Origin of the sequence: Billgrantia pellis (assembly GCF_008297955.1) — a bacterium.
In the GTDB taxonomy this organism is placed as follows: Bacteria; Pseudomonadota; Gammaproteobacteria; order Pseudomonadales; family Halomonadaceae; genus Halomonas; species Halomonas pellis.
Map to the genome: position 1 here is coordinate 117293 of NZ_VTPY01000003.1, position 20318 is coordinate 137610.

Genomic DNA, 20318 nt, shown 5'->3' on the forward strand with positions numbered 1-20318 from the left:
CGAAACCTTTATTAACGCTCCCCACCTTGTCCTGTCTGTCGGGTGCTGCCTAACTTTCAAGTCATCACTCGCCACAGGAAAAGGAGTCCTGCCATGAGCGAACGGAAGCAGCCGCCTCAGGAACAAGCCCACCAGCCCGGCGCCGAGTACAAGATGGACCCCAAGCCGGAGTATATTCGCTCCAGCTACCGAGGTGTCGACAAGCTGAAGGACAAGGTGGCGATCATTACCGGCGGCGACAGCGGCATCGGCCGCGCGGTCGCGGTGCATTACGCTCGGGAGGGGGCCGACTGCACTATCGTCCACCTGGAGGAGGATACCGATGCCCGTGAAACGCAATCCCTGGTCGAGGCTGAGGGTCGGCGTTGCCTGATTCTCAAGGGAGACGTGGGCGATCCGTCGTTCTGCGACGAGATCGTCGACAAGACCTTGGCGGAGTTCGGCAAGCTCAACATCGTGGTGCATAATTCGGCCGAACAGCATGCCTGGGACGACATCACCGACATCCCCCCGGACCAGTTGCAGCGCACCTTCCAGACCAATGTCTTCAGTCACTTCTACCTGACCAAAGCGGCCCTGCCCCACATGAGTGAAGGCGACACCTTCATTTGCACGTCATCGATCAACGCCTTCAAGGGCAACCCTTCGCTGATTGACTATACCGCCACTAAAGGGGCGATCCAGGGACTGGTGCGGTCACTGGCCAAACCGCTGGCCGAAAAGGGAATACGAATCAATGCCGTGGCACCGGGGCCGGTGTGGACACCACTGATCCCGGCGAGCTTTCCCGCCGAGAAGGTGGAATCCTTCGGCGGTCAGGTGCCGATGGACCGTGCCGGCCAACCCTCCGAAATGGGCCCGGCCTACGTCTACCTGGCCTGCGAGGAGTCTTCCTACATGAGCGGCCAGACATTGCACCTGAATGGCGGCGTAGTGCTTAACACCTGATGGCGCCAACGGCGACGCGCCGCTCGCTACACGCCCGTGAAGCGAGCGGCGGCGGTCTGCGCTGGAGAGCGATAACGGCTCAGGTGGTCAACGGCACCGGGGCGAGCAGCCCCAGCAATTCCTGGGCATGGTGGGCAGCCTCGCGCCCCAGCGCGGTCATGTAGCCGCCGTCCGCCTGGGTCACGAGTCCCTTGGCATGCAGGCGCGCCGTGGCGGCGATCGCCCCCGGCGAGGCGTTGGAGTGCACCTTGATGCCCTCCTGATTGGTATCGAGGTTGAACAGGCAGAGCACGTTCAGCTCTTCGAGCAAGTCAGCGGTAAATTGCGCTTGGGACATGGCGACCTCCGATACGATGGCGTCCTTCGAAGGTAAGCCAGTTCACCTTTCTCAACCAGCGCGACCTTCGTCTTCGAGGTCGCCTTCGCGATAGCCCATGAGGTAAAGCACCGCATCGATGCCCAGCGTCGAGATCGATTGCCGTGCCTGGCTGCGTACCAGCGGTTTGGCACGAAAGGCGATACCCAGCCCGGCGGTAGCAAGCATCTTGAGATCGTTGGCCCCGTCGCCCACGGCGATGGTCTGCTCCATGGCCAGCCCTTCCCGTGCGGCGATCTCGCGCAGCAGATCGGCCTTGCGGCCGGCATCGAGAATCGGCTCGTGTACCTCGCCGGTCACCTTGCCGTTCTCGATCACCAGCTCATTGGCGTGGATCTCGTCGAAACCGAGCTTCTCTTGCAGGTGGCGGGCGAAATAGGTGAATCCTCCGGAAAGGATGACGGTACGATAACCCAGTCGCTTGAGATGCTTCATCAAGCGTTCGAGGCCATCCATCAGTGGCAGCTCATCGGCGATCGCGACGAGCACGGATTCGTCAAGGCCTTTGAGTTTTGCCATGCGTTCGCGAAAGCTCTGCTGGAAATCGAGTTCGCCGCGCATGGCCCGCTCGGTGACGGCCGCCACCTCCTCGTAGACCCCGTGCCGCCGCGCTAGCTCGTCGATCACTTCGGCCTGGATCAAGGTCGAATCCATGTCGAAGCAGACCAGACGACGATGGCGGCGCCAGATCGAATCCTCCTGAATCGCGATATCGACACCATGCATGGCACCCAGGGCCAAGGCCTTCTCGCGCAGACGGTCAAGGTCGATATCGTCACCGCGCAACCAGCATTCCACGCAGGAACCGAAAGGGGGCGCCCCGCCGTCCAGCGGCTCGCGCCCCGACAAGCGGTGGATCAGTTCCACGGTCAGGCCATGCTCGGCAGTAAGCGCTCCCACCTCGGCCAGAATACCGGCCGGCAGGTGTGGTGCCAGCAGAGTCAGGATCAGCCGCGGCTGGCTGGCCTGCGCGCTCCAGCGCTGGTAGTCCTCGGCGCCGACCTGGATGGCCTGCACGTCGAGCCCCAGACTGCCGCCGGCCTCGGCCAGCGCGCCTTCCAGGTCGCTGTCGCGGTCGAGCCCGACCAGGGCCTCGAGCGACACCATGCCGAAGGTCACGCTCTGGTTGATATCGAGCAGCCGTGCGCCGCTACGCGCCATGGCCTGACCCAGGCCGGCCAGTTGGCCGGGACGTGCCGCGCCGGTGGCGCGAATCAGCAGTCGACGTGTCATTCCCCACTCTCCAGCCGATCGACCTTTTGCAGGCCGCGGGGCAGCTTGCTGCCTCGGCGGCCGCGTTCACCGCGATAATAATCCAGATCGGCATCCTTGAGGGTAAGGTGACGCTTGCCGGCATGAATAACCAACGATGCTCCGGCAGGCAGCACGACGAAATCGCGCATCAGCTCCTCGCGCCGGGCCGCCCGGGTACCGGGAATATCGATCATCTTGTTACCCTTGCCCTTGGCCATCTCCGGCAGTTGTTCCAGCGGGAAGACCAGCAGACGCCCTTCGTTGGAAACGGCTGCCACCCATGGATCTTCGCCCTCCGGCACCCGGGCCGGTGCCATCACCCGGCAGCCCTTGGGTACCGAAAGGACCGCCTTGCCCGACTTGTTCTTGCCGATCAGCTCCTCGAGACGCGCAACGAAACCATACCCGCCGTCACTGGCGAGCAGATAGCGCGAATCCGGCGGCGCCAGCATCAGCCCCGCCATATGAGCGCCGGCCACCACATTGGCCCGCCCGGTGACCGGCTCGCCCTGGCTACGTGCGCTGGGCAGGTTATGGGCGGTCAGCGTATAGGCGCGTCCGGTATCGTCGAGCAACACCAGCGGCTGATTGGTCTTGCCTCGGGCAGCCAGTGCGAAACGATCGCCGGACTTGTAGGAGAGCCCTTCCGGGTCGATGTCATGCCCCTTGGCGGCGCGGATCCAGCCCTTCTCGGAGAGCACCACGGTGATGGGGTCGGCGCCGACCAGCTCGACCTCGGAGAGCGCCTTGGCCTCCTTGCGCTCGACGATCGGCGAACGACGCTCGTCGCCGTGCTCGCGGGCCGCCTCGCGCAGTTCCTCTTCGATCAGGTCGGTGAGCTTGGCCTCGCTGCCGAGCAGTTCCTTGAGGCGCTTGCGCTCGGCCTCGAGCGCGTCCTGCTCCCCGCGGATTTTCATCTCCTCGAGCTTGGCCAGGTGACGCAGGCGTAGCTCCAGAATCGCCTCGGCCTGGCGATCGGAGAGGCCGAAGGCCGCCATCAGCGCGCTCTTGGGCTCGTCCTCCTCGCGAATGATGCGGATCACCTCGTCGATGTTGAGGTAGGCGACGAGCAGGCCTTCGAGGATATGCAGGCGATCCTCGACCTTTCCCAGACGATGCTCCAGGCGCCGGCGCACGGTCTTGCGGCGGAAGGTGAGCCATTCGCCCAACAGGTCCGGCAGCGGCATCACCCGCGGACGACCGTCGAGACCGATCAGGTTGAGGTTGACGCGGATGTTCTTCTCGAGGTCGGTGGTGGCAAATAGATGCGCCATCATCGCCTCGATGTCGACGCGATTGGAACGCGGCTCGATCACCAACCGGGTCGGCTCTTCGTGGGTCGACTCGTCGCGCAAATCGTCCACCATCGGCAGCTTCTTGGCCTGCATCTGGGCAGCGATCTGCTCCAGCACCTTGGCCCCGCTGACCTGATAGGGCAGCGCGGTGACCACCACCTTGCCCTCCTCCATGGTGTAGCGGGCACGCAGCTTCACCGAGCCGCGGCCGCTCTCGTAGAGTTTTCGCAGGTCGTCACGAGAGGTAATAATCTCCGCCGCGGTGGGGAAGTCCGGTGCCGGCAGATGTTCGACCAGATCGGCGGTGGTGGCCTCGGGATGGCGCAGCAGGTGGCAGGTGGCCTCGACCACTTCGTGCACGTTGTGCGGCGGAATGTCGGTGGCCATGCCCACGGCGATGCCGGTGCCGCCGTTGAGCAGCACGTGAGGCAGGCGCGCCGGCAGCACCACCGGCTCGTTCATGGTGCCGTCGAAGTTGGGTGTCCAGTCGACGGTGCCCTGGCCCAGCTCGGCGAGCAGCACCTCGGCGAACTTGGAGAGCCTCGCCTCGGTATAGCGCATCGCCGCGAACGACTTGGGATCGTCGGGGCTGCCCCAGTTGCCTTGGCCGTCGACCAGCGGATAGCGATAGCTGAACGGCTGGGCCATCAGCACCATCGCCTCATAGCAGGCGCTATCACCGTGGGGGTGGAACTTGCCCAGCACGTCGCCGACGGTGCGCGCCGATTTCTTGTACTTGGCGCTGGCGTTCAGCGCCAGTTCGCGCATGGCGTAGACGATACGCCGCTGCACCGGCTTCATGCCGTCGCCGATGTGGGGCAGCGCCCGGTCGAGGATGACGTACATCGAGTAGTCGAGGTACGCCTTCTCGGTGTATTCGCGCAGCGAGAGGCGCTCGACGTCGCCCTCCGCCACCTGGATATCCATGGTCATACGATATGCCCTTGGTCAGGGTTCAATGTCTCTCGTTCCCGCCGCGGCTATCCCGGCGGCAGACGCCGATAAGCCCTACTCCGTCTTCCCCGTACACTGCGGAGCCGCTTCGAGCGAAGGCCAGGGTAGGCAGCCGCTGCGCGACAAAGCGGAGTTTACATCTTGTAAATGAGCATTTGGCGCGCAGCGGCTAACACCGCCTGGCCGAGCGCAGAAAGGCTCATTCATTCAGACTTCGATATCCGCCAGGTTGCCGTAATCTTCGAGCCAGCTCTTGCGGTCCGACGCGCGCTTCTTGGCCAGCAGCATGTCCATCATCTCCATGGTACCGTCGCCAACCTCCCGGGTGAGCTGCACCAGGCGGCGGGTCTCCGGCGCCATGGTGGTCTCGCGCAGCTGCAGTGGGCTCATCTCGCCGAGGCCCTTGAAGCGCTGCACATTGGGCGTGCCGCGCTTGCCCTCGAGGCGGCGCAGGATCGCCGCCTTCTCGCTCTCGTCCAGGGCGTAGTGCACCTCCTTGCCGAGGTCGATGCGGTAGAGCGGCGGCATGGCGACGTAGACGTGGCCGGCGTCCACCAGGGTCGGGAAGTGGCGTACGAACAGCGCGCACAGCAGCGTGGCGATGTGCAAGCCGTCGGAGTCGGCATCGGCGAGGATGCAGATCTTGTGGTAGCGCAGCTTGGAGAGGTCGTCGCTGCCCGGGTCCATGCCCACTGCCACGGCGATGTCGTGGACCTCCTGGGAACCGTAGATGTCGTGGCTGTCGACCTCCCAAGTGTTGAGGATCTTGCCGCGCAGCGGCAGGATCGCCTGGGTCTCGCGGTTGCGCGCCTGCTTGGCGCTGCCACCGGCGGAGTCGCCCTCCACCAGGAACAGCTCGCTCTGGGCCGGATCCTGGCCGGAGCAGTCGGCCAGCTTACCGGGCAGTGCGGGGCCGGCGGTGACCTTCTTGCGCGCCACTTTCTTGGCACTCTTCTGACGCCGCTGGGCAGCGCTGATCACCAGATCGGCCAGCGCTTCGGCCTGGTCGACGTGATGATTGAGCCACAGCGAGAAGGCGTCCTTCACCACGCTAGAGACGAAGGCCGCCACGGTGCGCGAGGAGAGACGCTCCTTGGTCTGGCCGGCGAATTGCGGGTCGAGCATCTTCACCGAGAGCACGTAGGCGACACGCTCCCACAGGTCTTCAGGGGTCAGCTTGACGCCCCGCGGCAACAGACTGCGGTATTCGCAGAATTCGCGCAGCGCCTCGAGCAGGCCCGAGCGCAAGCCGTTGACGTGGGTACCGCCCTGGGGGGTAGGAATCAGGTTGACATAACTCTCCATCACCGTTTCGCCGCCTTCGGGAAGCCACTGCACCGCCCAATCCACGGCCTGCTCGTCATCGGCGAAATGCCCCACCAACGGTGAGGCGGGCAGCACCTCGAAACCGTCGGTGGCCTGGGCCAGGTAGTCGCGCAGGCCGTCCTCGTACTGCCAGACGCTTTCGGCACCGTCGGCTTCCACCAGAGTGACTTTGAGTCCCGGGCAGAGCACCGCCTTGGCCCGCAGCAAGTGCTTGAGCCGGCCCATGGCCAGCCTGGGGCTGTCGAAGTAGGACTCATCGGGCCAGAAGCGCACCAAGGTGCCGGTGGTACGCTTGGCCACGCTGCCGGTCACGGCGAGCTCGGATACCTTGTCGCCGTGTTCGAAGGCCATCGCGTGGCGGGCACCGTCGCGCGACACCTCGACCTCGAGGCGCCGCGACAGGGCGTTGACCACCGATACCCCGACGCCATGCAGACCACCGGAAAAGCGGTAGCTGGACTGAGAAAACTTGCCCCCGGCATGAAGCCGGGTGAGGATCAGCTCGATGCCGGAAACCCCGTGCTCGGGATGAATATCGATCGGCATGCCGCGACCGTCGTCGGCGACCTCGATGCCGCCGTCCGAAAGCAGGCGCACGGTGACCTCTCGTGCATGGCCCGCCAGCGCTTCGTCGACGCTGTTGTCGATGACTTCCTGGGCCAGGTGATTGGGGCGGGTAGTGTCGGTATACATGCCGGGGCGCTTGCGCACCGGGTCAAGGCCGGAGAGGACTTCGATCGAGCTGGCGCTGTATTGTGTCATGCGTGTTCCGTAACCGTTACAGATTCAGTGGCGCTTCCCGCGATTCGCTTGCCTCTTCCCTGCGGTCATTCCCCAGTCCTGCTTCCGCCAGGCTGGGCAGTCACTGCACCGATGGCCCCGCCATCAGACGATGCCCACCATGGGCGAAGACCGCAGACAAATAGCTCGCCAGCGGGCTGAAGACATGATCGCCACCCGGATGAATGACGGTCCTGGCGCCACGATAGAGCGCGAAAGCGTCGGCCGGGTCCAGGGTTTCATCGGCGGAGCCCAGCAGCAGCAGATAGCGCTCGGGAACCACGACCTGCGGCGTCAGGGCATCCAGCTCCTCGCGGTGAGCCGTCTCGACGGTGAAGCGTTCGCCGGTGTGCTCGTTGACGAATGCCTCGCCGATCCACTCGGAGACCAGCCGCACCGGCCGCACCGCCGGGTTGATCAAGGCCGCCGGAAGGTCGTGGCGCTCGGCCAGGCAAGTCGCCAGGAAGCCGCCCATTGAACTGCCGACCAGCAAGGGACGGGGGCCCAGCTTCGCCAGCAGCGATTCCGCCAGCCGCAGGGCCGCCAGCGGCCGGTGTGGCAGTTGGGGCGTCTCGCAGGGCAGTGCCAGCGTCTTGCAGGCATCACGCATCAACGCCGACTTGGGCGAACCGTAGCCGCTATTGAAACCATGCAGGTAGAGTACCCCGCTGGTTTGCCGCGCTGACAGTGGCGCGGTCAGCATACCCAGGTCACTGTATACATTACCAGCGCTTCTCTTGCATCAACGATCGCTCTCTTTTTCCATTCTCCATACCGCCTCGATCAATGCCCGGGTGGAGGCATCCATGGCCTCGTGGCCACGATGTTCGGCCAGGATGCGCTCGGTTTCGCCGGCGATCTGCTTGCCCAGTTCCACGCCCCACTGATCGAAGGAGTTGATGCCCCAGATGGTGGCCTGGACGAACACCTTATGTTCGTAGAGCGCGATCAGCGCCCCCAGTGTCGCAGGCGTCAGGCGGTCGAGCAGCAGCGTAGTGGTGGGCTGGTTGCCCCGGTAGCGCTTGTGGCCCGGCCGCTCACCAGGCTCGTCGATGGCATCGTCACCGAGCATCAGCAGGCGCGACTGAGCGAAGCAGTTGGCCAGGGTCAGCCGATGCTGGGCCTTGAGATGATCCCGGGTCGCCGCGTCTTCTACGTCGTCGTAGCGCCTCAGCGGAGCGATGAAGTCGCACACGACCGGCTGCGTTCCTTGATGCAGGAGCTGGTAGAAGGCGTGCTGGGCGTTGGGGCCGAGCTGCCCCCACAGCACCGGACAAGTCGAATAGCTCACCTGATGCCCATCGTGGGTCGCCGACTTGCCGTTGGATTCCATCTCGAGCTGCTCGAGGTAGGCGGCGAAGTACTCCAGGCGCCCATCGTAAGGCAGGATCGAGTGGGCGCGAATGTCGAGGAAATTGACATTCCAGATGCCTGCCAGCGCCAGCAATACCGGCAGGTTGTCACCCAGTGCCGCCTGCTCGAAGTGGCGATCCATGGCGTGGGCGCCGGCCAGCAGGTCGCGGAAGTGCGCCATGCCGATGACCAGCGCGATGGGCAGGCCAATCCCGCCCCACAACGAATAGCGACCGCCAACCCACTCCCAGAACAACAGCTGGTTGGATTCGGCGATGCCCCATTCGCTCATCTTGTCGGGCTTGGCGGACACGCCGATGAAGTGCTGTCGCATCACCATCTCTTCGTCGACGCCTTGGATGCCGTCCTCCACCAGCCGCGCCAACAGCCAGTCCCGAGCGGTACGGGCGTTCGACAACGTATCGATGGTGGTGAACGACTTCGATGAAATGACGAACAACGTGGTCTCGGGATTGAAACGGGCGAGGTAGTCGACAAGCTGGGAGCCGTCCATGGTGGAGGCGAAATGCACGTCGACATGGTGGGCATCGCGAGGACGGCAGTCGGCCAGGGCGTGGGTCACCATCAGCGGGCCAAGGTCGGAACCCCCGACCCCCAGGTTGACCACGTCGTGAATCGGCCTGCCGGTGGCGCCGCGCCACTGACGGGTGTGGAAGCGCTCGACCATGGTGGCCATGCGATCCAAGGTCTCATGAACACCGGGTACCACATCCTCACCGTCAACCACCAGCGAAGCCTCCGGCGGTAGTCGCAGCGCGGTATGCAACGCCGGGCGATCCTCGCTGACGTTGACATGCTCTCCACTCAGCAGCGCCCGGATGCCTTCCGGCACGCCTGCCTCGCGGGCCAATGACAACAGCAGCTCCAGCGTCTGGCCATTCCAGCGCTGCTTCGACAGATCGAGCGTCAGTCCCGCCGCCTGGCGCGTAAAGACCTCGCCTCGCGAAGCGTCCGTGAACAGCTCGCGCAAGTGACGGCGGCGCATCTCCTCGGCATGCTCCGCCAACCGCGTCCAGGCGGCCGATCGGTCGATGGTGGCTTGGTTCATGGCAATCCTCCTTGACATCGTTTCGCAAAGCGATCACTTCGGCGCCGACCCTACGGCACCGGGCGGGCTTTCCATCGCCTCACAGGCTAGCCTTGTTGCCGCCTGTAAATCTACATTTAACGTTTGTCATCGCCATAGCGTGGCTCCCGGCCGGGGCTTAGTCGTGCAGCCATGGGCCAGCCGGCGTAGAATGCGGGCCTGCCCCCATGCAACCGGTCCTATTCATGAGTGACGCATCTTATCGCGACGCGATCTTCACCACACCCCTGGACAAGGTGGCGCGCTTCTCCTTCGACGAGCGGGTGGTGGCCTGCTTCCCCGACATGATCCGCCGCTCCGTACCGGGCTACGGCCAGATTCTCGGCATGCTGGGGCTGATTGCCGCCCGTCACCTGCGCCATGGCGCCCATGTCTATGACTTGGGGTGTTCGCTGGGGGCCGCCAGCTTGGCCCTCGCCGGCCAACTCCCCGAGGACGCCTTCCGCCTCACCGCGGTGGACATATCGCCGGCCATGGTTGGCCGCGCTCGTGAAACCCTTGCCGCGGAATGTCCGCAGCATGCCATCGAAGTCATCGAAGGGGATATCCGCACCCTGGACTATGTGCCGTCGGGCATGGTGATCCTCAATTTTACGTTGCAATTCCTGCCGCCGGAGGACCGCGAAGCCCTGCTGGCCCGCCTCCATGCCGCACTGGAGCCAGGCGGTGTTCTGGTGCTCTCGGAGAAGGTGGTCGACCCCGACGAACGCGATAACGCCTGGCGGGTGGAGCGCTACCATGACTTCAAGCGAGCCAACGGCTATAGCGAGCTCGAGATCAGCCAGAAGCGCACCGCGTTGGAGAACGTGCTGGTACCGGATACCCTCGAGGCGCACCATGCACGGCTCGCCCGCGCCGGATTCACGCGCTCGCTGACTTGGTTCCAGTACCTGAACTTTGCCTCGCTGATCGCATTCAAGGAGGCCTGACGTGGCGATTCCCGTCGAGCAACGCCCACTCTATCGCGCCTTCGTCGATCAGGGGCTGGACAGCTGGCTGGCCCGTTTGCCGGCACAACTGACCCGCGGGCTCGACCGCAAGCGCTACGGCGACCTGCCCGCCTGGGAGAAGGCGGTGATCAAGCTGCCTGCCCTGCCCAAGGCACGCGACGTGCAACTGGATGCCGGTACCGTAACGGTCGATTGCCAGCTCGACGACAGCCAGCGCCGCCAGTGCGAGAATCTGCTGCGCAAGCTGATGCCGTGGCGCAAGGGTCCCTACCGTCTCGCCGGTATCCACATCGATACCGAATGGCGCTCCGACTGGAAGTGGCAGCGGGTCGCTCCGCATCTGGCCCCGCTGACGGGCCGGCGGGTGCTCGACGTGGGCGGCGGCAGTGGCTACCACGGCTGGCGCATGGCCGGCGAGGGGGCCGCCTTCGTGCTGGTGATCGATCCCTCGCCGCGCTTTTACTACCAGTTCCAGGCGCTGCGCCATTTCATCGGCGATGCCGATGGCTGGCGCACCCATTTCCTGCCGGTCGGCATCGAGGATGTGCCGGAACGGCTCGCCTTCTTCGATACGGTGTTCTCCATGGGCGTGCTCTACCACCGGCCTTCGCCGCTGGAGCATCTGCTGCAGTTGAAGGATGCCCTGCGCCCTGGCGGCGAACTGGTGCTGGAAACGCTGGTGGTGGAAGGCGACGAAGCTACCGTGCTGCTGCCCGGCGAGCGCTACGCCGCCATGCCCAACGTCTATTTCCTGCCCTCGTCCAAGGCGCTGTGTCAGTGGCTCGAACGCTGTGGTTTCGATAACGTGCGCGTGGTGGATGAAGCGCATACCTCACTGGATGAACAGCGCTCGACCGAATGGATGACCTTCCAATCGCTGGCCGATTTTCTTGATCCAAGCGACCCGACGCGCACCCGGGAAGGGTATCCCGCGCCGCGCCGGGCCGTGATAATGGCTGAACGCCCCACCTAGATGCCAAAGGGATAGGTGTCGGGCACCTCCTCCGGCCGCCACAGTTCGCCCTTGTCGAACGGCTCCACGGCGCGGGTCTCATCGACATGGAAAACGGCATCGAACTGCCGGGCCATCGATGCCTGGAAGTAATGGCTGATGCGTTCCGACTCGGGGCGGTAGATCACACCGATGGCACGCTCCCACAGCGGCTCATGCAGCGGCGCGGCACGCTCACCGAGCGGCAGATAGAAATCGCCGATGCCGCTGTCATGAAACAGCCGCTCGATGCTGCCGTCCATGGATGGCCTGACCCTGCGATGCTCCACCGGGCCATCCCAGTCGCGGGCGGCCGAGACGAAGCCGGTATGCGTGGTAAAGCCCACCAGCAACGCCTGATCGGCACCGAAACGATGGCGCACCAGTTGGCCGACGTTGTGCTGCCCGCGATGCCACCCCATGTCGGTGAAGGCGGCATCGCCCAAGTGCGAGTTATGCGCCCACACCACCATCTTGCCCTGACCGCCCTGGCGACGCAGGTGTTCGCGCAGCTCGGCGATGATGTCGGTCATGTGCTCGTCGCGCAGATTCCAGGTATCCACTCGCGAGCCGAACATGGCGCGATAGTAGCGCTCGGCATTGACCACCACGCGCGCATTCTGCTCGGCGAAGAATTGTTCATCCTGCGAGCGACGGCCATCTTCATGCAGGTAACCGGTCGACTTCTCGAGCAAATCAGCGAGCAGACGCACGGCGGCCTCCTCGCAGATGCGGCTCAGACCGAAAGCGGCATCGTGCCCGTAGCGGACCGGGTCGCCGCCATGGTCGAGGCAGCTGTAACCCTCGCGGGCAAGCCGCGCCTGTTCGGGGTCGATGCCCTCGAGATACTCGATCACCGCCTCCGCCGAGCGGTGCAGGCTGTAGAGATCCAGGCCATGGAAGCCAACCTGATGCTCGGCAGGCAGGTTCGCATTGTGCTCCTTGAGCCAGCCGATGAAGTCACGCACCTCGGTGTTGCGCCACATCCACTGGGGAAAACGCTGGAAGTCGTCGAAAGCCGTTTTCAATGAATCGTCGCCTTCGCCGCGCGCATAGCGATTTAGCCGTAGCGCATCGGGCCAGTCGGCCTCCACGATGACCGCCTCGAAGCCCTTCTCGCGGATCAGGCGCCGGGTGATCTCGGCGCGCATGCGGTAGAACTCGGCGGTGCCGTGGGACGCCTCGCCGAGCAGCACCAGTGAGCGCTCCCCCACCTGCTCCAGCAGGCCATCGTAATCGATACTGCGACCGGCGAGCGACGTGGCATTGTCGCGAATGTAATCCCGGGGAGTCGTCATATCGCACCTCCTCCATGAAGGCCTGTGACTACACCCAGAACTTTAGGAAGCGCTCCCGCTTACGCTCAAGGAGAAGGCTACCTTCTCAATATCACCAGCCAGCGCCCCAGGTTCAGAATGCTCGCAAGCGAGGCCGCCACGTAGGTAAAGGCGCAGGCGGCCAGCACGTGGCGCGCGCCGGGCATGTCGTAGGGGGGCACGTACTCCTTGAGCAGCGGCAGGGCGCGCTGAAAGCTGGCATCGAACTCCACCGGCAGGGTAACCAGATGAACCAGCGCCGCCGTGCCGAAGCTGATCACCGCGGCCGCGATCACGATCGCCAGGCCACCCGGCAGGCGCGTCAGCACGAACAGGAAGGGGGCCGCCATCATCAGCAGGGCGCCGAGTTTTTCGGCCCGCTGCGCCACGCCGACCATGCGCGCCCGGGCGATCAGCGGTGCGTACCCTTCGTGATGCTGGATCGCATGGCCCACTTCGTGGGCTGCGACCGTTACCGCGGTCAGTGAACGCCCCTCGTAGTGCTCACGGGAGAGGCGCACCCGCCGCGTCTCGGGGTCGTAATGGTCGCCCTGCTCCGTCAACTCCACCTTGACCCCTTCGATGCCGAGACGGCGCAGGAGGTGGTCGGCCAGCTCGGCGCCGGTGCCGGGATAGTCGTCGCGCCCCCGGGAATGGCGTGCCAGTACCCAGCGCGCCCAGACGTTGGGCAACAGGAAGAGGACCAGCAACAGGGCGATCAGCAGCACGATCATGGGCGTAGAAACTCGGTACGTTGTCACGATTGAGACCAGCGTACCCGTTCCTGGTTCGGATTGTCGCGAAAAGGAGACTTGACGCCGCACTTTGCATAAACAATAATTATTCTCGTTTGATACAGCAACCCATTCAGGCCAATACCATGTGCGCAAACTCCCCCGACCCGACTACGGCCCGCGCGCAGGCCGCCACGCCGCACGAGCGTTCGCGCAAACCCGGCATTGTCGAGAGCAGCGCGCTGCTCGACGAGCAGGGCCAATTGGTCATCGAGCACCGCGGCAAGCGCTACCAACTGCGCGAGACCCGCAACGGCAAGCTGATACTGACCTCATAATCCCGACGAAAAGAACGCCAGCCAGGTAGCCCGCGCCACCCAGCCAGCCGCTCATCGCCTGATACGATAAGGGAACTTCAGGAACATGAAGCGAGCAACGAGCTGCACCGGCGCCCTGGCGCTGATATTGCTGTCACCGGTGGGCCTGGCCCAAACGCCTGCCGACGAGCCTGCCGCGACGCCCGAACTGGCGCCGCTGTTGGTCACCGGCACGCGAACTCCCACCGACACCTTCTTCGCCCCGCTGATCGTCGACGTGATCGACCGACACGACCCGACACTCGCCACCGCCTCACGGGTCGAGGACATCCTCGCCGACCAGCCCGGCCTTCACGTTGCCGGCCAAGGTCGGCGCAACGGCCAGACCCTGAGCCTGCGCGGCTTCGGCAGGAACGGCGTGCTGGTACGCCTCGACGGCGTACGGCAGGACATCGACACCGGCCACATCGGCAACTTCTTCGTTGACCCGGCACTGCTGCGCGAGGTACAGATCGCCCACGGCGCGCTCTCAAGCCTCTACGGCAGCAACGCCATGGGCGGCGTGATCAGCTTCGAGACGGTCGATGCCGAGGACCTGCTACGCCCCGGCGAGACGAGCGGTGCACGGCTCTCGCTGCGTGGCGCCTCCGCCAGCGACGAGCTAGGCGCCACGCTGAGCCTGTTCGGCAAGCACAGCTTGGCTGACGGCAGCAGCCTCGACGGTCTGGTCGCCATCGGGCGCAGCGAATCCGGCGACATCCGACGGGCCGGCGGCCAAACCACGCCGGAGGACGCCAGCCTGAACAGCCTGCTGGCCAAAGGAGCCTGGCAACTCAGCGACGACCACCGCCTCTTCACCCAGTGGCTGCACTATCGTGAAGACGCCAGCCAGCCGCCCAACCCGCAACAGCTTGTGGTCGAGGATGGGGACCTGCGCGATCGGACCACTACCAGCGACAATCTGCAGCTGGGCCATCGCTGGTCGCCGGGGCCGCTCACCCAACTCGACACTCGCCTGACCCTGAGCCGCCAGGATATCGAAGAGCCCGCGGCGGAGCGCACCTTGGAGCGCTTGGGCGTGCAGAGCGACGGTTATCATCGGCGGGATCACGGTTGGCTGTCGCAGACCCTGGCCTTCGGCGCCGAGGCGAGCCGTGCCACCCAGCGCCCGGGTGGCACGGCGTCAGGTTTCCCCGATGCCAACATCGACAATGTCGCGTTCTATCTCGACGACACCCTCACCCTCGGCCGCTATCTCGGTCAGGGCGGCGCCGGCGAGTTCGACCTCGGCCTAGGTGCCCGCCACGATAGCTACCGCGCCGAGGACGCCGAAGGCCGCGAAAGCGACAAGAGCCACCTTTCCCCGCGCCTGCGCGTGGCCTGGCGCCCCACTCGGAAGTTGATGTTCTACAGCGGTTACGCCGAGTCCTTCCGCGCCCCCACGCTCTCGGAGCTTTATGCCGACGAACGCCACTTCGGCGGCTTCTGCATGGGTCCCTTCGTCTGCGTTCCCGACAACTTCTGGGTGCCCAACCCCAACCTGCAGCCGGAAACCAGCAAGAGCTGGGAGAGCGGCCTGTCCTGGCGCTTTGGCGACTGGGAGCTGCGCGCCAGCTACTTCGATACCCGGGCCGAAGACTTCATCGACACTGAAGTCGACCTCTTTGCGGGGACCACTCGGGCCGTTAACGTCAATCGCGCCCAACTGTGGGGCTACGACGCGCGCCTCGGCTGGTCGCCTTCGGATGCTTCCGTCATGGCCTTCGTCGGTCTCGCCGAGGTCAGCGGACGCGACCGCGACAGCGGCGAGCCGCTAGGTAGCCTGACCCCGCTGGAAGCGCTGACCGGCCTCGACTATCACCTCGCCCACACGAACCTGGTCCTGGGATGGCGCGGCCGCTTCGCGCGATCCTTCGATGAACGCACAAGCGACGAGAAACCGCTGCCCGGCTACGGCCTGCACGACGTACAGCTGGCCTGGCAGCTCACGCCCATGCTCAGCGCATCGCTCAAGCTGCGCAATATCGCCGACAAGGAGTGGTATCGCCCCGACGGCAGCCTCGGCGACGGTCGCAGCCTGCTTGCCAACCTCAGTCTGCAGTGGTGAAGGAGTGCTTCATGGACGCAATGACACAGACCCGCCAAGCCATTCTCGACGCCCTCGAGGCCACCCGTGCCGTCACCCCCCACTTACCCGCGCGGGACATCGCCCAGCGCCTCGGCATCAGCGAGGGCGAGCTACAGGCCGCACGGCTCGGCCGCGACGTGCTAACGCTGCCGCTGTCGCCCCATGCCCTGGCCAAGCACTTCCAGCGCTTGGGCGAAGTCAAGGCACTGACCCGCTCGCGTCATGCCGTACTCGAGCAGCATGGCCGGTATCCGGCGCTGCGCGGCTCGGAGCAGGCCGGCCTGCTGCTCGACCCGGGTGGACTCGACCTGCGCCTGCATCTGGCCCAGTGGCACTGGGCCTGTCTGATTCGCGACCGGCTGCCACGCGAGGACGGTGCAATGCTGCAGCGTCTGAGCTTGCAGGTCTTCAACCGTCATGGCATTGCCTTGCACAAGGTCTTCTCGCTGGCGGACGAAGCTCCCGAGGCATGGCAAGCGCTGGAAGCGCTGGGGATCCCGAGCGCGCCAGCCTTTACCCAGTTCGTCGAACCGCCGCCGCGGCCTCTGCCGCAACTCCCCACCCTCGCCGACGAGTGGGCGCGCATGAGCGACGTGCATCAGTTCCTCGGTCTGCTGCGCCGCCATGCGCTGCGCCGTCACGAAGCCAACGCGCTGATGGAGGGACGCTTCACGCGAGCGCTTTCTCCCGCGGCCTGCGCTCAGGCCCTGCACCGGGCCGCCGAGAGCGAACTGCCGCTGATGCTGTTCGTGGCCAGTCCCGGCTGCGTGCAGATCCGCACCGGCCGCATTCCCGCGCCCCAGCGCATGCGAGGCTGGCTCAACCTGTTCGACGACGACTTCACCCTGCACCTGTACGATGCCGGCATCGTCACGGCCTGGCAGGTGAACAAGCCCAACCGCGACGGCGGCGTTACCAGCCTGGAAGCCTTCGACGCTCAGGGCGGGCTGGTGCTCCAGATTTACGCCGAGCGCCGGGAGGGCCAAATCGAAAATGAGGAGTGGCGACGGCTGTTGGACGGTCTGGATGCTCGGGAGGTTGCGGCATGAATCCGGTTCGTCACCTGCGCCTGGCCATGTTGCTGGTGGCCTGCCTGTGGCCGGGGTGGCAGGCGGTGCTAGCCGACTCGGCCCCCCGCACCGTGGTCATCGGCAGCGATATCGCCGAGATCATGGCCGCCATCGGTGCACTGGAAGGTGTGGTGGGACGCGACGATACCAGCCAGTATCCCGCGGCAGTCGCCGCCCTACCCTCGGTGGGCTATCTACGTCACCTGGCGGCGGAAGGGACATTGTCCCTGGCCCCCGAGCGCGTGATCGCCGCCTCGGCGGCCGGGCCTCGGGAGGTGCTTGCGCAGCTTGAAGTCGCCGGCGTCGAAGTCGTGCGCATCGAACAAGGCGCCAGCCTCGCGGCGTTGCCCGACAAGATTCGGGCCGTGGCCCGAGCCGTCGAGCGCGAGCGTGCCGGCGCAGCGCTGGCGGCCAACATCGAGGCGGATCTCGCACGCCTCGAGGAACGGCGCAACGCCACCCAGACAGTCGCGCCGCGCGCCATGTTCCTGCTCAGCCACAGCGGCATGACCCCCATGGCGGCGGGCCGGGATACCGCGGGCCAGGCGGTCATCGAGGCCGCCGGCGGGCACAACGCCTTCGAGCGGTTCGGCGGCTATAAAGCGGTGGGCGCCGAGGCGCTGGTGGCCCGTTCGCCGGAAGTCGTGATCGCCACCCGCGGCGGTCTCGAAGGCGTCGGCGGTCCGGCCCGGTTATGGCAACTGCCCGGACTCGCCCTGACTCCCGCAGGGCGCGAACACGCCCTGATCGTGTGCGACGACCAGGCCCTGCTCGGCTTCGGACCACGCACCCCGACCGCGCTGATGGCGCTCCACCACGCCCTGCACGGGGCGCCGAAGGGCAGCGATGATGTCGGTGAAGCCTGCGGAAGGGTCGCTTATGATCCGTAGCCCTGCCTCTCCTCTCCGCTGGCGTTCCCGGAACGAAGGTGGACTGGCACGTCCCCCCGCCACGGTGCTGGCCGCGCTGACCCTGATCACGCTGCTGGCGCTGCTGATCGCCGCCATGAGCGGGAGCATCGGGCTATCGCCCAAGGTGCTGCTCGGCGACTGGCCCTCGCCCCTCGCCTGGCAGGTGTGGTGGCAGCTGCGCCTGCCGCGGCTGGTTCTGGCCGCTCTCGTCGGCGCCATGCTGGCAGGCAGCGGTGCGGCCATGCAGGGACTGTTCCGCAATCCGCTGGCCGATCCCACCCTGCTGGGCCTGGCCAGCGGCGCGGGGCTCGCGGTGGCGCTGTGGGTCGTACTGCTGGAGGGCGCCGCCGGCACTTTAGGGCTGTACGGTCAGTTCCTGGCCGGCTTTCTCGGCGCACTGGGCGTGTGTGTCCTGGTGTTCGCGCTGGGCGAGCGACAGCGCGACCAGGAGGCACTGTTCACTCTGCTGTTGGCGGGCCTGGCGATCAATACCTTAGCCGGTGCGCTCGGCGGCGTTCTCGCTTTCATCGCCAGCGACGAGCAGCTTCGTCAACTGAGCCTGTGGGGCATGGGCAGCCTATCGCATGCGCTCTGGAGCGCAGCACTCGGCGCCCTGATCGGCATTCCGCCGGCGCTCTGGTGGCTGCTACGCAGCGCCCCGGGGCTCGATCTGCTGCAACTCGGCGAACTGACCGCCCACGGCGCGGGGCTCGATGCCCCGAGACTCAAACGCCGCGTGGTACTGGCCACGGCGCTGGGTGTCGGGCTGTGCGTGGCGCTTGCCGGCATTATCGGCTTCCTTGGCCTGCTCGTGCCGCACTGCCTGCGCCTATGGCTGGGACCGGGACATCGGCTGCTGCTGCCCGCCTCGATGCTGAGTGGCGCGCTGTTGCTGATTGTGGCGGATACGCTGGCCCGCACCCTGGCGAGTCCCGCCGAGATACCGGTGGGGCTGATCACCAGCCTGCTCGGCGGCCCCTACTTCCTGTGGCTGCTGCTCAAGCGGAGGATGCCGTGCTGACCCTGTACAACGTCGGCGTCACCGCGCCCCCCGCGTTCGTGCCCATCAGCGACCGATTGCCGCCTGGCGAGTTGCTCGCCATCGTCGGCCCCAACGGAGCCGGCAAGAGTACGTTGCTCACGCTGCTGTCGGGATACCGTCGACCGGATCGTGGCAGCGTCTGCCTGGACGGTATGCCGCTACATGGCTGGAACGCTCGACAGCTGGCCCGGCGCCGTGCCCTGGTGGCGCAGAAACTCACCCTCGGCTTCGATTGGCCGGTACGCGATTTGGTGGCCCTGGGCAGCACTGCCTCACCGGACGACGTCGAGGCAGTGCTGTCGATGCTCGACCTGCAACCGCTGGCGGCGCGCGGGGTGCAGCACCTCTCGGGAGGTGAATCCCAGCGCGTGATGGTCGCCCGGGCGCTCTGTCAACTGGGGTTGGGCCGTAGCATGAGCATGCCGTCGGGCGGCGTGCTGCTACTCGACGAGCCGACCAGTGCCCTGGACATCGGTCAGCAGCAGCGGCTGATGCGCCTGCTGCGTGGCCTGGCGGAGATGCATGGCATGACCGTCTGTTGCGTGCTGCACGATCTCAACCTGGCAGCACGCTATGCCCACCGGGTCTGGCTGCTGGAGCGCGGCGAGCGCATCGCCGCCGGCACGCCAGAGGCCGTACTTACGCCGGGCTGCCTGGCCCGCGTCTTCGGTGCCGAACTGGACGCCAGTGCCTCCCGCACGGATCAGGCACCCCTGGTATTGCTGGCCCCCTGAGCGAAGTCCAGACGACGAAGCCCCGGCCTTGGCCCGGGGCTTCGTCCTGTCCGCGCGACACGAAGCGCGATCGAGAGGCTATGAGCACTGCGCCTCGGCGGGTGTCGTCTCGACGTCGCGCATCAGCGTCTCGAAAGGCATGCCGGCCCGCGTCGCGGGCGTGACCGACTGCACCTCACCGCCGGTGTCATGGTCGCGGGTGATGGCGTACTCTACCGCCTCGATGGCGCTCCTGCCGTGATCGATAGCGGCCAGCGCCCACTTCCAGCCAGTGCCATAGGCAACCGGGCCGAGAACCGGGATTCGCACCAGCTTGTTGAACATTTCGAAGACCCCATCGGAGCCCGCGATGATCATTTCGACACGCGTTACGTGAGGCTTGGCATCCCTAGGCGCCCCGGCATTGAGCCATTCCATGACCTCCCACCACTCCTGCTGTTCGCCGGCAAAGGCCACCCATTCGCCACTGTCGAGTTGGAACAGCTTCTGCGCATGGTTGTAAGTCGAGCCATTGACACTGATCAGCGAATCCGTCGCGAGAGTCGTTCCATCCCATACGATTGTGGTCATGTTGGGTACCTCGGTATCAATAGTGCGCAGGCTTCAATCACACACGAAGCCCCTTGCGTCAGGCGCAGGGTAAGGGACAAAAACGCAAGAAATCGACACATAGCGTAACGCCAGAGGCGGATGTCAAAAGACTCGACAGAGCGAATCCGTGGCGCCAAATT

Annotated in this window: 18 protein-coding genes; 9 read left to right on the forward strand and 9 right to left on the reverse strand. The window is 65.6% G+C overall.

Going from position 1 to position 20318, the window contains the following annotated elements; all coding sequences use genetic code 11:
* Positions 1 to 93 precede the first annotated feature (93 nt).
* Positions 94 to 948, forward strand: a complete 855-nt coding sequence (locus F0A17_RS06435) for an SDR family oxidoreductase (protein WP_149327536.1) — start codon at positions 94 to 96, stop codon at positions 946 to 948.
* 79 nt (positions 949 to 1027) lie between these two features.
* Here the strand turns inward: F0A17_RS06435 and F0A17_RS06440 are convergent, their stop codons facing one another.
* The 6 genes from F0A17_RS06440 to pgi form a co-directional block, all read right to left on the reverse strand.
* Positions 1028 to 1285 (reverse strand): TIGR02647 family protein, encoded by a 258-nt coding sequence (locus F0A17_RS06440; RefSeq protein ID WP_149327537.1) that lies wholly within the window; start codon positions 1283 to 1285, stop codon positions 1028 to 1030.
* A 51-nt stretch (positions 1286 to 1336) separates the two neighbouring features.
* Entirely contained in the window at positions 1337 to 2557 is a 1221-nt protein-coding gene (gene serB, locus F0A17_RS06445) for a phosphoserine phosphatase SerB (RefSeq protein WP_149327538.1), read from the reverse strand.
* Positions 2554 to 4806, reverse strand: coding sequence for a DNA topoisomerase IV subunit A (parC, locus tag F0A17_RS06450; RefSeq protein WP_149327539.1), 2253 nt, complete (start codon positions 4804 to 4806; stop codon positions 2554 to 2556). The genes serB and parC overlap by 4 nt, the downstream gene beginning before the upstream one ends.
* A gap of 228 nt (positions 4807 to 5034) precedes the next feature.
* Positions 5035 to 6915 carry a DNA topoisomerase IV subunit B gene (gene parE / locus F0A17_RS06455; protein WP_149327540.1) on the reverse strand — a complete coding sequence of 627 codons (1881 nt, stop codon included), beginning with the start codon at positions 6913 to 6915 and terminating at the stop codon, positions 5035 to 5037.
* A gap of 100 nt (positions 6916 to 7015) precedes the next feature.
* Complete coding sequence (locus tag F0A17_RS06460; protein WP_149327541.1) at positions 7016 to 7636, reverse strand: YqiA/YcfP family alpha/beta fold hydrolase; 621 nt, start codon at positions 7634 to 7636, stop codon at positions 7016 to 7018.
* A gap of 39 nt (positions 7637 to 7675) precedes the next feature.
* Entirely contained in the window at positions 7676 to 9355 is a 1680-nt protein-coding gene (pgi, locus tag F0A17_RS06465; protein WP_149327542.1) for a glucose-6-phosphate isomerase, read from the reverse strand.
* Between the two features lie 224 nt (positions 9356 to 9579).
* Between pgi and cmoA the strand changes: the two genes are divergently transcribed.
* The gene (gene cmoA / locus F0A17_RS06470) at positions 9580 to 10323 is read left to right on the forward strand and encodes a carboxy-S-adenosyl-L-methionine synthase CmoA (protein ID WP_149327543.1); all 744 of its coding nucleotides are present in this window, start codon (positions 9580 to 9582) and stop codon (positions 10321 to 10323) included.
* Between the two features lies 1 nt (position 10324).
* Positions 10325 to 11317 carry a tRNA 5-methoxyuridine(34)/uridine 5-oxyacetic acid(34) synthase CmoB gene (gene cmoB / locus F0A17_RS06475; RefSeq protein WP_149327544.1) on the forward strand — a complete coding sequence of 331 codons (993 nt, stop codon included), beginning with the start codon at positions 10325 to 10327 and terminating at the stop codon, positions 11315 to 11317.
* Here cmoB and F0A17_RS06480 read toward each other — a convergent pair.
* Together F0A17_RS06480 and F0A17_RS06485 are read right to left on the reverse strand one after the other, a co-directional pair.
* The gene (locus F0A17_RS06480) at positions 11314 to 12633 is read right to left on the reverse strand and encodes an erythromycin esterase family protein (RefSeq protein WP_149327545.1); all 1320 of its coding nucleotides are present in this window, start codon (positions 12631 to 12633) and stop codon (positions 11314 to 11316) included. The two genes, cmoB and F0A17_RS06480, sit on opposite strands and share 4 nt — an antisense overlap.
* Positions 12634 to 12710: 77 nt before the next feature.
* Positions 12711 to 13385, reverse strand: coding sequence for a zinc metallopeptidase (locus F0A17_RS06485; RefSeq protein WP_149327546.1), 675 nt, complete (start codon positions 13383 to 13385; stop codon positions 12711 to 12713).
* 146 nt (positions 13386 to 13531) lie between these two features.
* Here F0A17_RS06485 and hemP point away from each other — a divergent pair, with 146 nt between their 5' ends.
* The 6 genes from hemP (at position 13532) to F0A17_RS06515 (ending at position 19587) form a co-directional block, all read left to right on the forward strand.
* Positions 13532 to 13723 carry a hemin uptake protein HemP gene (gene hemP, locus F0A17_RS06490; RefSeq protein ID WP_149327547.1) on the forward strand — a complete coding sequence of 64 codons (192 nt, stop codon included), beginning with the start codon at positions 13532 to 13534 and terminating at the stop codon, positions 13721 to 13723.
* Between the two features lie 85 nt (positions 13724 to 13808).
* Entirely contained in the window at positions 13809 to 15809 is a 2001-nt protein-coding gene (locus F0A17_RS06495; protein WP_149327548.1) for a TonB-dependent receptor domain-containing protein, read from the forward strand.
* Between the two features lie 11 nt (positions 15810 to 15820).
* Positions 15821 to 16879 (forward strand): ChuX/HutX family heme-like substrate-binding protein, encoded by a 1059-nt coding sequence (locus F0A17_RS06500; RefSeq protein WP_149327549.1) that lies wholly within the window; start codon positions 15821 to 15823, stop codon positions 16877 to 16879.
* A complete protein-coding gene (locus tag F0A17_RS06505; RefSeq protein ID WP_228716826.1) occupies positions 16876 to 17790 on the forward strand; it encodes a heme/hemin ABC transporter substrate-binding protein in 915 nt (304 codons plus the stop codon). The genes F0A17_RS06500 and F0A17_RS06505 overlap by 4 nt, the downstream gene beginning before the upstream one ends.
* The gene (locus F0A17_RS06510) at positions 17780 to 18832 is read left to right on the forward strand and encodes a FecCD family ABC transporter permease (protein ID WP_149327550.1); all 1053 of its coding nucleotides are present in this window, start codon (positions 17780 to 17782) and stop codon (positions 18830 to 18832) included. The genes F0A17_RS06505 and F0A17_RS06510 overlap by 11 nt, the downstream gene beginning before the upstream one ends.
* Entirely contained in the window at positions 18826 to 19587 is a 762-nt protein-coding gene (locus tag F0A17_RS06515; RefSeq protein ID WP_149327551.1) for an ATP-binding cassette domain-containing protein, read from the forward strand. The genes F0A17_RS06510 and F0A17_RS06515 overlap by 7 nt, the downstream gene beginning before the upstream one ends.
* A 78-nt stretch (positions 19588 to 19665) precedes the next feature.
* On the opposite strand, the gene F0A17_RS06520 is transcribed toward F0A17_RS06515, so the two are convergent.
* Positions 19666 to 20157, reverse strand: coding sequence for a 20S proteasome subunit A/B (locus F0A17_RS06520; protein ID WP_149327552.1), 492 nt, complete (start codon positions 20155 to 20157; stop codon positions 19666 to 19668).
* Positions 20158 to 20318 lie beyond the last annotated feature (161 nt).

Excerpts from the sequence above, each read along its gene's own strand:
- F0A17_RS06435 (WP_149327536.1), top strand. The coding sequence starts at position 94 with ATGAGCGAACGGAAGCAGCCGCCTCAGGAACAAGCCCACCAGCCCGGC.
- F0A17_RS06440 (WP_149327537.1), bottom strand. The coding sequence starts at position 1,285 with ATGTCCCAAGCGCAATTTACCGCTGACTTGCTCGAAGAGCTGAACGTG.
- serB (WP_149327538.1), bottom strand. The coding sequence starts at position 2,557 with ATGACACGTCGACTGCTGATTCGCGCCACCGGCGCGGCACGTCCCGGC.
- parC (WP_149327539.1), bottom strand. The coding sequence starts at position 4,806 with ATGACCATGGATATCCAGGTGGCGGAGGGCGACGTCGAGCGCCTCTCG.
- parE (WP_149327540.1), bottom strand. The coding sequence starts at position 6,915 with ATGACACAATACAGCGCCAGCTCGATCGAAGTCCTCTCCGGCCTTGAC.
- F0A17_RS06460 (WP_149327541.1), bottom strand. The coding sequence starts at position 7,636 with ATGCTGACCGCGCCACTGTCAGCGCGGCAAACCAGCGGGGTACTCTAC.
- pgi (WP_149327542.1), bottom strand. The coding sequence starts at position 9,355 with ATGAACCAAGCCACCATCGACCGATCGGCCGCCTGGACGCGGTTGGCG.
- cmoA (WP_149327543.1), top strand. The coding sequence starts at position 9,580 with ATGAGTGACGCATCTTATCGCGACGCGATCTTCACCACACCCCTGGAC.
- F0A17_RS06480 (WP_149327545.1), bottom strand. The coding sequence starts at position 12,633 with ATGACGACTCCCCGGGATTACATTCGCGACAATGCCACGTCGCTCGCC.
- F0A17_RS06485 (WP_149327546.1), bottom strand. The coding sequence starts at position 13,385 with ATGATCGTGCTGCTGATCGCCCTGTTGCTGGTCCTCTTCCTGTTGCCC.
- hemP (WP_149327547.1), top strand. The coding sequence starts at position 13,532 with ATGTGCGCAAACTCCCCCGACCCGACTACGGCCCGCGCGCAGGCCGCC.
- F0A17_RS06495 (WP_149327548.1), top strand. The coding sequence starts at position 13,809 with ATGAAGCGAGCAACGAGCTGCACCGGCGCCCTGGCGCTGATATTGCTG.
- F0A17_RS06500 (WP_149327549.1), top strand. The coding sequence starts at position 15,821 with ATGGACGCAATGACACAGACCCGCCAAGCCATTCTCGACGCCCTCGAG.
- F0A17_RS06505 (WP_228716826.1), top strand. The coding sequence starts at position 16,876 with ATGAATCCGGTTCGTCACCTGCGCCTGGCCATGTTGCTGGTGGCCTGC.
- F0A17_RS06510 (WP_149327550.1), top strand. The coding sequence starts at position 17,780 with ATGATCCGTAGCCCTGCCTCTCCTCTCCGCTGGCGTTCCCGGAACGAA.
- F0A17_RS06520 (WP_149327552.1), bottom strand. The coding sequence starts at position 20,157 with ATGACCACAATCGTATGGGATGGAACGACTCTCGCGACGGATTCGCTG.